At 61.9% G+C, this 14,697-nt stretch carries 10 protein-coding genes; 5 read left to right on the top strand and 5 right to left on the bottom strand.

The window, feature by feature from the left end; all coding sequences use genetic code 11:
- Positions 1-4: 4 nt before the first annotated feature.
- The 4 genes from C1725_RS17320 to hflK all read right to left on the bottom strand — a co-directional run bounded on the left by C1725_RS17320 (position 5) and on the right by hflK (position 4,240).
- On the bottom strand, positions 5-469 hold the full coding sequence (locus C1725_RS17320; RefSeq protein ID WP_102412937.1) for a deaminase: 465 nt from the start codon (positions 467-469) through the stop codon (positions 5-7).
- Between the two features lie 179 nt (positions 470-648).
- Complete coding sequence (locus C1725_RS17325; RefSeq protein WP_102412938.1) at positions 649-2,016, bottom strand: radical SAM protein; 1,368 nt, start codon at positions 2,014-2,016, stop codon at positions 649-651.
- Positions 2,017-2,273: 257 nt separating this feature from the next.
- On the bottom strand, positions 2,274-3,296 hold the full coding sequence (hflC, locus tag C1725_RS17330) for an SPFH domain-containing protein (protein WP_102412939.1): 1,023 nt from the start codon (positions 3,294-3,296) through the stop codon (positions 2,274-2,276).
- A complete protein-coding gene (gene hflK, locus C1725_RS17335; RefSeq protein WP_102412940.1) occupies positions 3,293-4,240 on the bottom strand; it encodes an FtsH protease activity modulator HflK in 948 nt (315 codons plus the stop codon). Before hflK ends, hflC begins: the two co-directional genes overlap by 4 nt.
- Positions 4,241-4,454: 214 nt before the next feature.
- Between hflK and C1725_RS17340 the strand changes: the two genes are divergently transcribed.
- The 4 genes from C1725_RS17340 to C1725_RS17355 all read left to right on the top strand — a co-directional run bounded on the left by C1725_RS17340 (position 4,455) and on the right by C1725_RS17355 (position 11,236).
- Positions 4,455-5,246 carry an alpha/beta hydrolase fold domain-containing protein gene (locus C1725_RS17340; protein WP_102412941.1) on the top strand — a complete coding sequence of 264 codons (792 nt, stop codon included), beginning with the start codon at positions 4,455-4,457 and terminating at the stop codon, positions 5,244-5,246.
- A 284-nt stretch (positions 5,247-5,530) separates the two neighbouring features.
- Entirely contained in the window at positions 5,531-7,300 is a 1,770-nt protein-coding gene (locus C1725_RS17345; protein ID WP_102412942.1) for a glycosyltransferase family 39 protein, read from the top strand.
- A 12-nt stretch (positions 7,301-7,312) separates the two neighbouring features.
- Positions 7,313-9,058 carry an ArnT family glycosyltransferase gene (locus tag C1725_RS17350; protein WP_346026798.1) on the top strand — a complete coding sequence of 582 codons (1,746 nt, stop codon included), beginning with the start codon at positions 7,313-7,315 and terminating at the stop codon, positions 9,056-9,058.
- 147 nt (positions 9,059-9,205) lie between these two features.
- Positions 9,206-11,236, top strand: coding sequence for an alpha amylase C-terminal domain-containing protein (locus C1725_RS17355; protein WP_102412944.1), 2,031 nt, complete (start codon positions 9,206-9,208; stop codon positions 11,234-11,236).
- Between the two features lie 563 nt (positions 11,237-11,799).
- Here C1725_RS17355 and C1725_RS17360 read toward each other — a convergent pair.
- Complete coding sequence (locus C1725_RS17360; protein WP_346026799.1) at positions 11,800-13,584, bottom strand: glycerophosphodiester phosphodiesterase; 1,785 nt, start codon at positions 13,582-13,584, stop codon at positions 11,800-11,802.
- A gap of 161 nt (positions 13,585-13,745) precedes the next feature.
- On the opposite strand from C1725_RS17360, the gene C1725_RS17365 reads away from it, so the two are divergent.
- The gene (locus tag C1725_RS17365; protein ID WP_102412946.1) at positions 13,746-14,672 is read left to right on the top strand and encodes a DUF1848 family protein; all 927 of its coding nucleotides are present in this window, start codon (positions 13,746-13,748) and stop codon (positions 14,670-14,672) included.
- Positions 14,673-14,697 lie beyond the last annotated feature (25 nt).

Consider the following 14,697-nt stretch of genomic DNA (forward strand, 5'->3'; position numbering starts at 1 on the left):
CGCGTTACCCTTTTAGGTGATCCGAAAAGTAGGCGCGAAGGACGTTCAGGCTTTCCTCCCGGAGGACGCCCGCCGTCACTTCCGGCTTCCAGCCCGCATTTTCAAAGACCAGTTCGCAGCACGCGGCGCCGGGCACGTCCAGAATGCCGCAAAGGTCCACGTCGCTGGCCGCGTACACGAGCCGCCCCAGCTTCGTCCATACCATCGCGCCGCAGCACATGAAGCACGGCTCGCAGCTCGAATACAGCGTGTAGTCGCGCAGGTTCGTGATGCGAGTCTCCGCGCAGAAGCGCCGGAGCAGCCCCGCCTCCGCGTGAAAGGTCGGGTCGCTGGCCGTATAAATCTGATTCTCGTTGGTGTACACGACGCGCCCGTCCTTCGCCAGGACGGCGCCAAAGGGCTCGTTGCCGTGTTCGACGGCCAGGGCGGAGAGGCGGATGGCCTCCTTCATCATCCAATCGTCGTTCATCCGATCATTCTCACTTTCCGTTTCATAGTTTCCGTTTCATAGGCTGTACGGGGATTGAACCATTTTACCATACGCAGGCAAGGTCTTCCACCCCGTTCGCCTAAAAGCGCAAAAAGCTCCCTCCAGCAAGATGCAGTTCATGGCCCGCTGTATCTTGCTGGAGGGAGCTTTTCAATTCGTCATCCGCACTTCTTGCCGCAGGCGGCGCAGTCGTGCGAGCAGGTCCATAGCTTGTCGGCGACGGGTTTCCAGTTCTCTGCGTAGGCGTCGCACTTGCCGCACAGGTGCTCCACCGGCTCCGGCGACTGCATGTCCGTCGAGTGTGCCCCGGTCTTCTCGATCATCTCGCGCAGCTTTTCCGGGTTCTCAAGCATCGGGCAGGGACGCAGGTGGTTTTCGTTGAAGGGCTGGCCGTCGTGATAGGCCATGAAGAGCGGCGAACGCAGCACGTCCAGCAGCTTCATCTCGCGGATGTTGGCGTCGGAGTAGTGGATGAACACGCAGGGATCCACGTCGCCGTTCGCGTTGATGTGCAGGTAGCGGCGGCCGCCCGCGATGCATCCGCCCACGTACTCGCCGTCGTTTTGGAAGTCCATGCCGAAAATGGCCTTCTTGCCGCGGTACTCGCGAATCTTGTGATACATGTACTCGCGCTGTTCCGGCGTGGGCAGGAGCTCCGGCACGGCGTCGTTGCCGACGGGCATGTAGTGGAAGTACCACACGAACAGCGCGCCCCAGTCGATCATCGCGTCGTAGTACTGTTCCGAGCTGATATCCTCGAAGTTCATGCTCGTATAGCAGCAGGAGATGCCGAAAGGCAGGCGATTTTCCTTGAGCAGCTTCATCGCGCGCCGCACGCGCTCATATGTGCCCTCGCCGCGGCGTCCATCCGTCGCCGTCTCAAAGCCCTCCACGCTGATGGCGGGTATGAAGTTCTTTACGCGCAGCATGTCGCTTACGAACTGCTCGTCGATCAGCGTCGCGTTGGTAAACGAGAGGAAGATGCAGTCGCTGTGGCGCTCGCAGAGGGTGATCAGGTCGGCCTTTCTCACCAGCGGCTCGCCGCCGGTGTAGATGTACATGTAAACGCCCATTTCCTTGCCCTGGCGGATGATGTCGTCGATCTCCTCCAGCGTAAGGTTCAGGCGGTTTCCATACTCTGCGGCCCAACAGCCCGTGCAATGCAGGTTGCAGGCGCTCGTGGGGTCGAGCAGGATCGCCCAGGGGATATTGCAGCCGTACCTGCTCCGGTACTCCTCCTGACGCTTCCAGCCGATCAGGTTGGCGTTCAGGATGAAGTTGGAGAAAACCGTCTTCACGACGGCGGGGTCGAGCTCCTTGAATACCTTCATCAGCAACCTGTACCAGTTGCAGCTCGGATCGTTTATCGCGTTTCTAAAGGCTGCGCGTTGGGGCTCGAAGCTGTCGGGGCCGCTGCCCGCAAATTTGTCCACCCACTCCATGAGCTTTGGCAGGTTCTTCTCCGGGTCCTTTTCGATATAGGAATAGGCTGTTTCAAGCGCAAATTTTTTGATGGTATTGGCCATAGGGGCTCCTCCTTTTCCATCTGTCCACCGGTTCTTCTCTGCTTGAACCCATCATATCATCGCAGGGTAAAATAAAACATGGACAACCTGCGCACTATGCCCGAAATTGCGACACAATGCGAAAGTTGTCCAATTTTGTCGAAATATGCGTTCTCTGTGCGGGCTATGTCCGGCAGTCCGCGTCGGATAGGCGACTGTCCCTAGCCCCTCTTCGTGGACAGCGCCCTGGCCGCCGGCATTGCCGGCGACCGCTTTGTTCACTTCAAATACTTCACAATGCCCTCAAAGAGCGGATGGTCGGGCGTCAGCACGAGCGTAGAGCCCTCCGAGAGGGACGTCTCCATGGCCTGCAGCGCTCGCCAATAGGTGTAAAACTCCGGGTCGAGCTGATACGCTTCGGCGTAGATCTCCATCGCCGCCGCGTCCGCCTCGCCGCGGATCTGGCCTGCCTGCGCGATGGCATCCGCCTCCAGACGGTGCGCCTCCAGGTCGGCATCCGAAACCGCCTTGTTGTACGCCTCTTCGCCCTCGGAGCGCAGCTGCTGAGCGACCTTCGTGCGGTCGGCTGTCATGCGCGCGTAGGTGCTTTCGATGTTCGCGGGCGGCAGGCTCGTACGGTGCACCTGCAAGTCGACCACCTCGATGCCGGAGATGCACACGTCCTCGTTGATCTGCTGAAGCCCTTGCGCCAGCGCCTCGTTGAGTCGTTCCTTGTTGCTCACGAAGTCGTCCGCGCTCAGACGGTTGATGCTCTGCACGATGATCGGGTGAATCAGGTTGTCCAGGTAGAGCTCCGCCCGGCTGGCGTTGGAAAACGACAGCGAATACAGCGCCGGATCAGCGATCTGGTACTGCGCGTAGGTGGTGATGTAATATTGCTTCTTCTCGCTGGTGTTCACCACCTCGCTGTCGGAGACGTAGGTGAACAGCCGGTCCGAAATCTTCTCCACCTTGTCTACAAACGGCATCTTGAGCATCAGGCCGGTCGAGTGCTTCACGTTGATCGAATCGAGCGAAATGCGCTTGTCGTCGTAGAGATTGGGGTAACGCTTATGAAAATCGTTGTCCGGCGCGACGACGATGTCGCGGATCACGCCGAAGCGCGAGACCACCGCCTGCTCCGCCTCTCCGACCACGTAAAGGCTCTGCGAGAGCAGGATCAGCGCCGCGAGCACGCAAACCGCTGCGGCTACGATGTGTCCGGCCGGGCGCTGCTTGCGCGGCGCGCGGCCGTTTGCGCTCTGCTGGTTTATATCCCTGTCCGTATTAAATCCGTTCACAGCCCCGTCTCCCCCTTCTCTCCGTCAAGCGGCAGCAGCTTGAGCGTTCCGTCCTCGCCGCTGACGATGAACTTCCTGTCCGCCCCCGAAAGCACGCGCTCCAGCGTCTCGATCGTCAGGCGATCCCTTGTGACCTGCGGGGCAAAGCGATACTTTTCGTAGATGCTCTTGAAGACGGACACCTCCGCCGTCGCCTTTGCCACCTGATCTGCGCGGTAGCTCTCCGCGCTCTGCAGCGTCTGATAGGCGCGGCTGCGCGCGGCGGGCAGCACCTCGTTCTGATAGCGCTCAGCCTCGTCCAGCTTGCGCGTCTTTTCGTTCTTGGCGTTGTTCACGTCCTCGTACGCCGCGGTCACATCCGTGGGTACGGAAATATTCTGAATGCGCACGCCGCGAATTGTCACGCCCATCCGATAGCTGTCGATCATCTTCTGAAAATCCGGCAGCACCTGGCGCTCGATCTCTTCCTTATTTAATAGGGCGTCGTCCAGCGGACGGCTTTGGATGTTTCGCCGCAGCACGGCCTCAAACGCGAGGTGCATGGTCGTCAACGGGTCGTCCACGTCGTACAGATACTCCTTGACGTCCGAAATCGTGTACTGGTAGATCGCTTCCACCTGCACGATGCTGTTGTCGCCGGTGAGCATGACGCCCTCATCCGTGTTGTCCGCATACTGCGCGCCCACGGTCGTACCGCCGGCCTGGGTCGTCCTGAAGCCGTACTCCATCGTATGGATGGTCGTCACCGATTCTGCCTTTACCTCCTGAATCAGCGGACAGTACCACAGAAGGCCCGGCCCTTTGTGATCCGTCACGCGCCCGAAGGTGAGCACGAGCGCTTCCTCACCCTGGCCGACGCGGTAAAATCCACTCACCCCCGTCAGCGCGGCGATGGCGACGACCGCGATTACGACGACGAGCGCAACCGATACTTTCCTTTTCATCTTTTCCCCCTCGTCTTTCTCCTCTGCTTTTCAGGTGCAGCCTGTATTTTGATTTTAGCAGGCGCCCCTTCTCTTCACAATAGCTGGGCGTTCAAAGCATCTCTTTGACGCTTCAAATATGCAAAAGTCTTTCACATCCCGCGCGCATGTGGTATGATTAAGAAAGTTTTCGGGTCATTTGCCGTTTCAAAAAAGTGTTGAAAGGACGTTGCGGATGGAAATACCGCTCTGGAAAGATGGAGCGCCCGGCTTCGACGCGGCGCTCGGACAGCAGGCACCCGGCCTCACGCCCTGTCTGGTAGAGGGTGCAAGGGGCGCCGTCATCGTGCTGCCCGGCGGGGGCTATACCTTCCGCGCGGAGCACGAAGGCCTGCCCGTCGCAAGGATGTTGAACGACAACGGCATCAGCGCGTTCGTGCTCTCCTATCGCGTCGCGCCTTACCGTGCTCCGATCCCGCAGCTCGACGCGCGCCGCGCCATCCGGCTCGTGCGCCATCACGCCGCACAGATTGGCATCGCCAGGGACAGGGTCGCCATTCTCGGCTTCTCCGCTGGCGGTCACCTCGCGGGCTGTGCCGCGCTCATGGAGGACGGCTGGGCAGGCGACGCCCGAAGCCCGGATCCTGTCGATCAGGAGAGCGCGCGGCCCGACGCCGCTATTCTCTGTTATCCTGTCGTCTCCATGGGCGAATATGCCCACGCCGGTTCGCGCGAAAGCCTCCTAGGAGCCGACGCGGACGATTCCGCCGCGCGCCGTGCGTATTCCCTGGAGCTCTGCGCGGGCAGAAACGCCCCGCCCTGCTTTCTCTGGCACACGGCGGACGACGCAGGCGTGCCCGTGCAAAACAGCCTGTCGCTGGCCGCGGCACTAGCCAAAAATTTCTCGCCGTTCTCGCTGCACGTCTACCCGCATGGCCGCCACGGTCTGGGGCTGGCGCAAGGCGACCCGCTGGTTGAGGAGTGGCCCGCGGAGTGCGTGCGCTTTTTGCAGGGATTGGGCTTTTAATAAAGTAAGGAAGGTTTACATGCTCAGTGCACAGATGACATTCTTCATGGCCATTCTTCGCGCTGACGTCAATTTTTTGCTTTTCTTAAGACGCCGGAATACGCACAGCGCTTCCACTACGGACTCCCGGAAGGGCTCCCGTCGGTGCCCGGACGCTGCTACATCCTGCGCTCAGAAGAACTCGTTTCACTCGACAGCGACGCCTTTGACGTTCTGGAATTCGGCGACTTCTGTGCCGCGATACCGCTCTAATACCTCACAAGAATAAGCCAAAGGAGACCTTCATGTTTTATACATTCAACGTCGTCTTCACCCTCCTGATGATCGCGATGCTGATCGTCGCTGCGAACCCCCGCGCTACACGTCGGCTCGCAGCCATCGGCTGGATCGATCGCCTGGGAGAGGTCTGCGCGAAGGTCATCCGCCGCTATTATTGGATACTCTTTGCGTTCGTGCTTACGGCGGGCGTGTTCGTGCGCGTGTGGCGCTTCGGCACGCTGCCCATGGGCCTCAACCAGGACGGCGCCATGGCCGCCCTGGACGGCTACGCGCTGGCCTTATACGGCACTGACCGTTTCGGCACCTCCTATCCTGCCCACCTGTGGGCCTGGGGGTACGGGCAGATGAGCGCGCTGTATTCCTACCTCTGTATCCCGTTTTTCAAGGTGCTCGGCCTTTCGCGCTTTTCCATGCGCCTGCCGATGTTATGCGTGAGCCTTTTAATGCTGCCCGTCGTCTGGGACCTGGCGCGCAGACTGCGCGGACGGTATTTTGCGCTGCTCGCTTTATTCTTGGTATGCATCAACCCCTGGCAGATGATGCAGAGCCGCTGGGCGCTGGACTGCAACCTGATGGGGCATTGCCTGCTCCTGGGCGTCTACCTGCTCGTGATCGGAACAAAGCCGCATCGAGGCTGGGCGCTCTTTCTCGCGATGATACCGTTGGCGCTTTGCATGTACTCCTACGGTGTAGCGATCTACTCGACACCCGTGCTGTTGCTCCTCGCCGCGGGGTATCTGCTCTATCGAAAGCGCGCCACTTGGCCGCAGGTGCTTCTCTGCGCCGCGCTTTGGTTGCTGATCTCTGCCCCGATCATCGTCACCATGATGATCAACTCCTTCAACTGGGACACGCTGCACTGGGGCCCGATCACCCTTCAGTACTTCGACGAAAACGCCCGTGCAAGCGAAATCGCATTTATGGCGGACGACATGTATCAGGCCTTTGCACAGAACGCTGTGGAATGGCTCCGCGTAACGTTTCTGCAGGGGTACGACTCATCCACGTTCAATTCCGTGCCCGGCTACCGCACAATGTACATCTTCTCCTTTCCCGTGCTCATTATGGGGCTCGTCTGGTTCGTGCAGGAAAGGCGCCGCACCGCGCTGGCGGGACTGGAGCGGAGCACAGGCGGCCTCGAGCGCGACGCTGCCTTTCTGGTCGAAGCTTGGCTGATCGCCATGGCGGTCTGTGGCCTGCTCACCAGTTCCCCCAACGTGAACCGGGCTAACGGCGTCTATTACGCGCTCATCCTCCTGTGCGCTTACGGCGTCTACCGGATTACAACGCGCGTCAGAGCCCTTTCCCTGGTTCTCGCCTGTATGTACGCGTTTGGCTTTGCCGGGCAATGCGTCACCTATTTCAGTCCGGCGTACACGCAGTACACCTCTGGAAACTACCATACCGGTCTTTACGAGGCGATTGAATCCATTAAGACGTTCCCCTATGAATTCGACACCGTCTATATCACATCTCCCGGCGAGTCGGACCATGAAAATACCATCGTGCGCCTCATCGCCGCCGTCGCGCTGGGGCTGGACCTCGAGGAGATGAACGACGAAAAGGAATTGCCCGGCAGGGACGGCGAGCGGTCCGGCTATTACACGGACTGGTTCTACTATCAGGATTTTGCGGATTTTGAACCGAATCCCGAGGAATGCGCCGCTTACGTCGTCTCTCAGAAGGAAAAGCCGCTCTTCGACGAAACAGACTATCTGCTTTGGGATTATGAACAGTATGCCGTCGCGTATCCCCGCTACTGGGCGGAAGACTAAGGAGGGATGCACATGGATTCGCCGCTGATAACCGTCTTTCTGTTCCTCTGCGCAGGCCTGTGCGTCCTAGCGACGCAGCCCCGGGCCTGTGCCGCCCTGCGCCGCACGCGCTCGCTCGGCGGAGCGGACAGGGCGCTCGCCCATCTCGTAGACCGCTTCGAGCTCCCCCTCTTGCTTCTCGTCGCGGCTGCCGCCCTCTTTGCGCGCGCTTATCAGCTGACGGGCGTGCCCACAGGGCTCTCGGCGGAGGAAGCGCTCGTCAGCATCGAAGCCCGCGCGCTCATTGAGACGGGCGGCGAGGCGTTTACCGGTCGCCTGACGGCACAGTTGAACGTCTGGGGAACTTCGCAGACCGGGCCGCTGCTCTCTCTGTTGGCCGCCCCCTTCGTCGCCTTCATGGGGCTTTCGGTCCTTTCGGTTCGCCTGCCGATGCTGCTCCTCCACCTGCTTTCGACCGCCGCGTTTTACGGCCTGTGCCGCCGGATGAGCGGGCGGCGTGCAGCGCGCATCGGCTTCTTCCTCTATGCGCTCGCCCCGGGGCTCATCATGCAAAGCCGCTGGGCCGCAAGCGCACAGGTGCTGCCCGCGATGCTCGTACTCTCGCTGTGGACGCTTTCGATGGGCGAGGACCGCAGGCTTTGGCATTATGGTTCCATGGCGCTCTTCGGGCTTTCCATGTACGCCTGCGACGCGGCCTGGTACGTAATCCCCCCGTTTATCCTGCTGCTTTGCGCGTACCTGCTCGCCGCCCGCAGGCTGCCGGTTCGTACCGTGCTGCTCGGCGCGGCGCTGTACCTGGCCGTCGCGCTGCCCGCACTCCTGACGCTCGTGGTCAATACGTTTGGGCTCGAGGGATTTTCGCTTCTCGGCGTCGGCATTCCTCGCTTTGAATCCTATGAGCACGCGGCGCGCGGGCTCCTTTCGCCGGATCCGCTATTGTATCGCGGCGCGGATGCGTTCGATACAATGATGGACAATGGATTTAGCTTCCTGCAGCAGACACTGCTGCAGCTCCCGGCGTCCGCGGCAGACCAGACCTCGCTCTTTGCTTTGACGAACTACGGTCTCTACCAGCTTTTTATGTTACCCCTTGCCATGCTGGGCGGCGCCGCATGGCTCGTGCAATGTTTCCGCAGCAAAGGCGCTCCGCATTTAGAGAACGGGTCCTCAATCGCCGCTGTCGCCTGCAGTTTTTTGCTTCTTTGTATGGCGGGTTTTGCGCTCTCCTTTAGAGAACTGGATGCGCAGCATCTCGCCATGGTTCTTCCTCTCCTCCTCCTGCTATGTACCAAGGGATTTTCTTATATTGCACGCCGCGTTCCGCTCACGGGCGCTCTGCTCGCAGCGCTTTACGCCGTATGCTTCGGGCTTTTTTCGGTCAGTTACTTTGCGGGCGAATCCCCGCTCCGCACAGTATCCACCTTTTACCGTGGATTTCCGGAAGCGGCGGCATATGCCGAGTCGTCAGATCCGCAGCACATCTACGTCTCTGCCAGTATGCCCCATGCCAATCCCGATCAGGCAGCCCGCGTGTTGACCGCCTTTGCCTTTGATTTGCCCGCATCCGTCATCCATGCACCCTTTACGGGCGACGACTACGCGCAGCGCTTTACGCTCTTCCATCCAGAATCTCAGACGCCGGTGCCTGCGCCCGGCACCCTCTACCTTCTCCGCGCGGAAGACACGCAGACGCTGGACGCAGAGGGCTTCGATTACCACGAATTTGCCGACTGGGTCGTCCTGGAATCCATCCGCTGAGCAACGCGCGGGCCGCATTCGGCCCGCGCGCTTGTTTTATCCCCCCGTTTCCTGTATAATGATACCAAGCCCGGGCCTTGTGCCCCTGGAGCGCGCTGCTCGACGGGCGCGCCCCGCAAACGGATTCACACGGAGAGGATGATGGCTATGGCGACGGCTGAACTCAAAAAGAAGCGCTACGACATCCTGACGATCGATCCCTGGCTCACGCGCTACGAGGGCGACATCGACCTGCGCATGGCCCGGTACAAGGCGGTCAAGAAAGTGCTTCTGCCCACCGGCATAAAACTGGAGGATTTCGCGAACGGCGACCTGTATTACGGCTTTCACCGCACGGAGAAGGGCTGGATCTACCGCGAATGGGCGCCGAACGCGACGGCCATGCATCTGATCGGCGACTTCAACAAGTGGAACCGTGAATCCCACCCCATGCAGCGCCTGGAAAACGGGAACTGGGAAATCGAGATCAAAGGAAAAACGGCGCTCAAGCACCTTTCGCGCGTCAAGGTGCAGGTCACGCATCCTGGCGGCGTGCAGGATCACATCCCGCTGTACATCCATCGCGTCGTGCAAAACCCGGATACGCGCTGCTTTGACGGGCAGATCTGGGCTCCGGCCAAGCCCTTCGAGTGGAGCGACCAGCGCTTCTCTCCCAAACGCAACGTGCCGCCCGTCATCTACGAGGCGCACATCGGCATGGCGCAGGAAAAGGAAGGCATCGGCACCTACCGCGAGTTCACGCAAAACATTTTGCCTCGCATCAAGCGAGACGGATACAACACCGTGCAGCTCATGGCGGTGATGGAGCATCCCTACTACGCGTCGTTCGGCTATCAGGTGACCAACTTCTTTGCCGCCTCCTCGTGGTACGGCACGCCCGACGACCTCAAGGAGCTCGTCGACACCGCGCACGCGATGGGCATCAGCGTGCTCCTCGACCTCGTGCACTCGCACGCGGCGAAAAACGTGGCCGAGGGCATCAACTGCTTTGACGGTACGGACACGCAGTTCTTCCTGCCGGGCGGCGCGGGCAACCACCCCGCCTGGGATTCCAAGGTGTTCGACTATGGCAAGCACGAGGTGCTGCACTTCCTGCTCTCCAACCTCAAGTTCTGGCTGACGGAGTATCACTTCGACGGCTTCCGCTTCGACGGCGTGACCAGCATGCTCTACCACGACCACGGGCTGGGTCAGGCGTTCGACGGGTACGACAAGTACTTCTCCCTGAACACGAACGTGGATGCGGTGGCGTATCTGCAGCTGGCAAGCGAACTTTGCCATCGGGTCAAAAAGAACTGCGTGCTCATCGCAGAGGACATGAGCGGCACGCCCGGCATGTGCCTGCCGGTCAGGGCGGGCGGCCTCGGCTTTGACTATCGCCTGTCCATGGGTGTCCCGGATTTCTGGATCAAGACCCTCAAAAACTGCAGAGACGAGGATTGGGACATGGGCAAGATGTGGTACGAGCTGACCACGCGCCGCCCGCAGGAAAAAAACGTCGGCTACTGCGAATCGCACGATCAGGCGCTGGTGGGCGATAAGACGATCATGTTCTGGCTGGCGGACAAGGAAATGTACTGGGGCATGAACCGCGCCTACCAAAACCCCGTCGTGGAGCGGGCGCTCGCGCTTCACAAGATGATTCGCCTGGTCACCTGCTCGCTGGCGGGCGAAGGGTACCTCAACTTCATGGGCAACGAATTCGGCCATCCGGAGTGGATCGACTTCCCGCGCGAAGGCAACGGCTGGAGCTTCGCACACGCCCGCAGGCTGTGGAGCCTCTCGGAGGACGGATTCCTGCGCTATTCCTACCTGGGCGACTTCGACCGCGCGATGCTAGAGCTCATCAAGGAGCGCGGGGTGCTTTCCGCCGCCACGCCGCGCAACCTGTGGCAGGAGCAGGAGCGCAAGCTGCTCGCCTATGAAAAGGCCGGGCTCATCTTCCTGTTCAACTTCCATCCCGTGCAGTCGCTCAAGGACTTCTACCTGCCCGTTCCGCAGGAGGGCCGCTACCGCGTGGTGCTGGACAGCGACAGCGCCTGCTTCGGCGGGTATGAGCGCATCTCGCACGACTATGTCTACACCGCCCGCGCGCAGGGCAAGCGCGGCATCGGGTTTGAAATCTACATTCCCGCGCGCAGCGCGCTGGTGCTCGAACGGGTGGAGGACGATTCTTAAGGACAAATGCGCGCCCGTACATCGCAGCGTCGATGTGCGGGCGCCTTTTTATCGGCCCTGTCAACCGCCTTGCTTCTCGGGCGGTATTCATCTCCAATTCCGCGAGCAGATGATTGCATCTGCCGGCTTCCTTTTCCGCCGCCGGAAAGCGTGATTATCCGGGCAAGGATCCGGCACGTCGGCATCTTTCAGCAATTCGTCATACGCGCCGTGCATTTCCCCTTTGCTGCATGCTCAGAGCTACCCTCCGCCCGTCATGCAGCAAATATCGTGCAGCATGCCGCAAGCGGCCGCGGGCTCTGCGTTCATGTCTCTTTATGAAGGCCAGCAGCGTGCAAAACCTCGCAACGCCTCACATATGCGCGCTGTACGTGCAAACATCCTGGGGGTTCGTTGGTCGCAATGCGTCTGCCCGGCTCGCACCCCGCAAAATATCCATCATCCGCATTCCGATTCCAAAATACAATCGTCCCTGGTACGCGCATTATATCGACCGGACATGCATTTTCTGTAGAATCACTGCTTCCGTTTGCCAGGCGGCAGCCGCCACCCCTCGCCGGCTGTCATGATTCGGCCTCCTGCTCTTCGGAAGGTGCGTCCTCCCTTTCCCCGAGCGCCTCGAACGTCAGCGCGAGCAGCCCGCGATCCGAAGTTTCCGCGACATGCGAGGCGAGATATGGATCGTCGGTGATGATGCCGTCCACCCCGTAGGCCAGCATGCGGCGCATCGTGGGCTCGTCGTTCACCGTCCAGCAAAAGACCTCCTTGCCGCTCGCGTGCGCTTCGCGCACGAGCGACAGCGTGACGGCATCCGCCCTGAGTGAGAGCTGATCCGCGGCGGTAAGCCGGGCCGCGTCCCCGTAAAACGACGAGGCGATGTAGCAGGTGCGCATCTGCGGGGCGATCTGGCGGATCGTCCCAAGCGTCCCGTAATCCGTCGCCGCCAGCACGCACTGATCCTCCATGCCCAGATCGCGCAGGGCCGCAAGAACCGCCTCCGGCCGCCCTGTCTTGATCTCGATCATCAGCTCGATTTTCCCCCGCGCGCGCTCGAGCATTTCGTAGAGCGTCGGGATGCGCTCGCCCGCATGCGAGGCAGAAAAGAAGCTGCCCACGTCGTAACCGCGCGCCTGCGCGAGCGTCAGGCTGCGGATAGAACGTCCCACGCCCGCGACGCGCCGAAGATTCGCGTCGTGGAGGACGACGAGCGCGCCGTCCTGCGTCTGCCGCACGTCGATCTCGGCCATGACCGCCCGGCTGCGGATCGCCTCGTCCAGCGCGGAAAGCGTGTTCTCCGGCCCGATGGCCGCACCCGCGCGGTGCGCGACGACCTGCACGGGAAGTCCCGTATCCGGCGCGGGCAGGCCCGGCAGCGCAAAGAGCAACGCGACCGCCGCGAAAAGTGCACACTGTCCCATCGCGAGCTCCCTCGCCCTGCCCGTAAGGCGCTGCCGCGCAGGCATCGGCAGGCCCAGACAGGCGTCCCGCACGGCGCTGAGCACGCCCCACCCGCAGATCGCGAGAAGCGCGCCGCCGCCTGCGCGCCCCGCCGCCAACAATCGCGTGTAGAGCGACCAGTAAAACGCGAGAGAGCGCTGCGGCTGCAAGGCCCTCGCGATCCCCTGCAAGCAAAGCGACGCGGCAAAAGTCGCCGCCGTCGTCGCGGCGAGCTGCAAAGCGAACGCAGCGAGCGCTCCCAACGCGGACACAGTCCTTCGGCCGCGCAGCAGCTCCGCGCTGCGCCCAAGGCTCTGGCGCAGAGTTTTTCCCTCCAGCAAAGCCGCGTGCATCGCAAGCGCCCAGCGAAAGACGAGCGTGTACGCGGCCGCCAGACCAGCGGCCCCGGCAAGCCGGACAGGGAATCCGTTCCCGCCGAGCCCCATGAGCAGCGCCGCACCGCGCTCAAACGCGACCAGACCGGGCGCGAGCGCGAGCAGCACCGGAAGGAGCGGCAGATTGCGCGGACGGAAAGCCCCCGCGGCGCTCTGCAGCGCGCGCGAAAGCAGCTTCCGCACGCCGCAGCGCTTTCCCATGCTCACATCCTGCAGGCAAAGAAGGATGGCGCTGATCTCCACAAGCGCTCCGAAGGCATACAGCAGCGCCGACAGCGCGCACACCGCCGCCAGGGGCAAACCCGAAATCCAGAGCCCTGCCCCCTGCGCCGTCACGAACCCCGCATCCGCCCGCGACGCGGCCCACGTGAGCGCCCGCTGCGTCAGCGGCGTCAGCAGGCGCAGCGCAAGACGGTATAAGACGTCCAGCAAAAGGAGCGCCGGGAGTCCGCCCGCGATCAGCCGGCCCGCGCGAGCGAGAATTCGTCCGATCTCCTTTGCCCCGCTTCTCAGCACGCAGACCGCCCCCTTCTTGGCAACCGCTTTTCGCTCTATTATATCAAATGCGCACCGGCGAAGGCGATTCTCAGGCAAATTTTTTCTCCGAAACAAATCAGCACGCGCAGAAGCGAACATACGTGCTATAATGAAGATACAATGAGAGGAGGTCTCCCGCCATGCTCGTCAGCGTCAGCCGCCGCACCGACATTCCTGCTTTCTATGCGCCCTGGTTCATGCATCGCGTGCGCGAGGGCTTCTGCCTCGTCGGGAGTCCCTTCGACGCGCGCTGCTACAGCCGCGTCTCGCTCGTTCCCCGGGATGCAGAGCTTCTCGTCTTTTGGACGAAGAACCCGCTGCCGCTGATGCCGTACCTGGACGAGCTGGACGCGCGCGGCTACGCCTATTACTTCACCTTCACCCTGACGCCCTACGGCCGGGACGTAGAACCCGGCTTCCCGGAGGAAGCGGCGCGCCTCGACGCGTTCGCCCGCCTGAGCCAGCGCCTGGGCCCCGACCGCGTGGACTGGCGCTACGACCCCATCCTGCTGGACGGCGCGCACCCGCCCGCCTGGCACGAGGAGCAGTTCGGCCGTCTCCTTGCGCATCTGGCGCCTCTCACTACGCGCTGCATCGTCAGCTTCGTCGATCCCTATCGCCACCTGGGCGGCCGCGCCGCGCCCGCGCCGCCCGAGGACATGCGTTTGCTCGCCGCTGCGCTCTCGCGCGCCGCCGCCCCCTGCGGACTTCCGCTCTTCACCTGCGGCGAGCAGATGGACCTGTCCGACCTCGGCGTTCAGCACGCCGCCTGCGTGGACCCCCAAAAGGCTGCGCGCATCCTCGGCTGCCCGGTAGACGCGACGCGGGATAAGGGGCAGCGTCCCGCCTGCCATTGCGCAGGCAGCGTGGACATCGGCGCGTACAGCACCTGCCCCGGCGGCTGCGCCTACTGCTACGCGACGCATTCCCGATCGCTCGCGCTCAAGCGCTATCAAGCGCACGACCCCGCGCTCCCCGCGCTGGCGGGACCGCTCCCGCCGGGCGCACGCGTCACGAATCGGGCGATGCAAAGCGTGCGGCGCGCTCAAACGTCGCTTTTGCTCTAAATTTCTTCCGCGCGCTTTGCACGTC

Source organism: Beduinella massiliensis (genome assembly GCF_900199405.1).
In the GTDB taxonomy this organism is placed as follows: Bacteria; Bacillota; Clostridia; order Christensenellales; family Aristaeellaceae; genus Beduinella; species Beduinella massiliensis.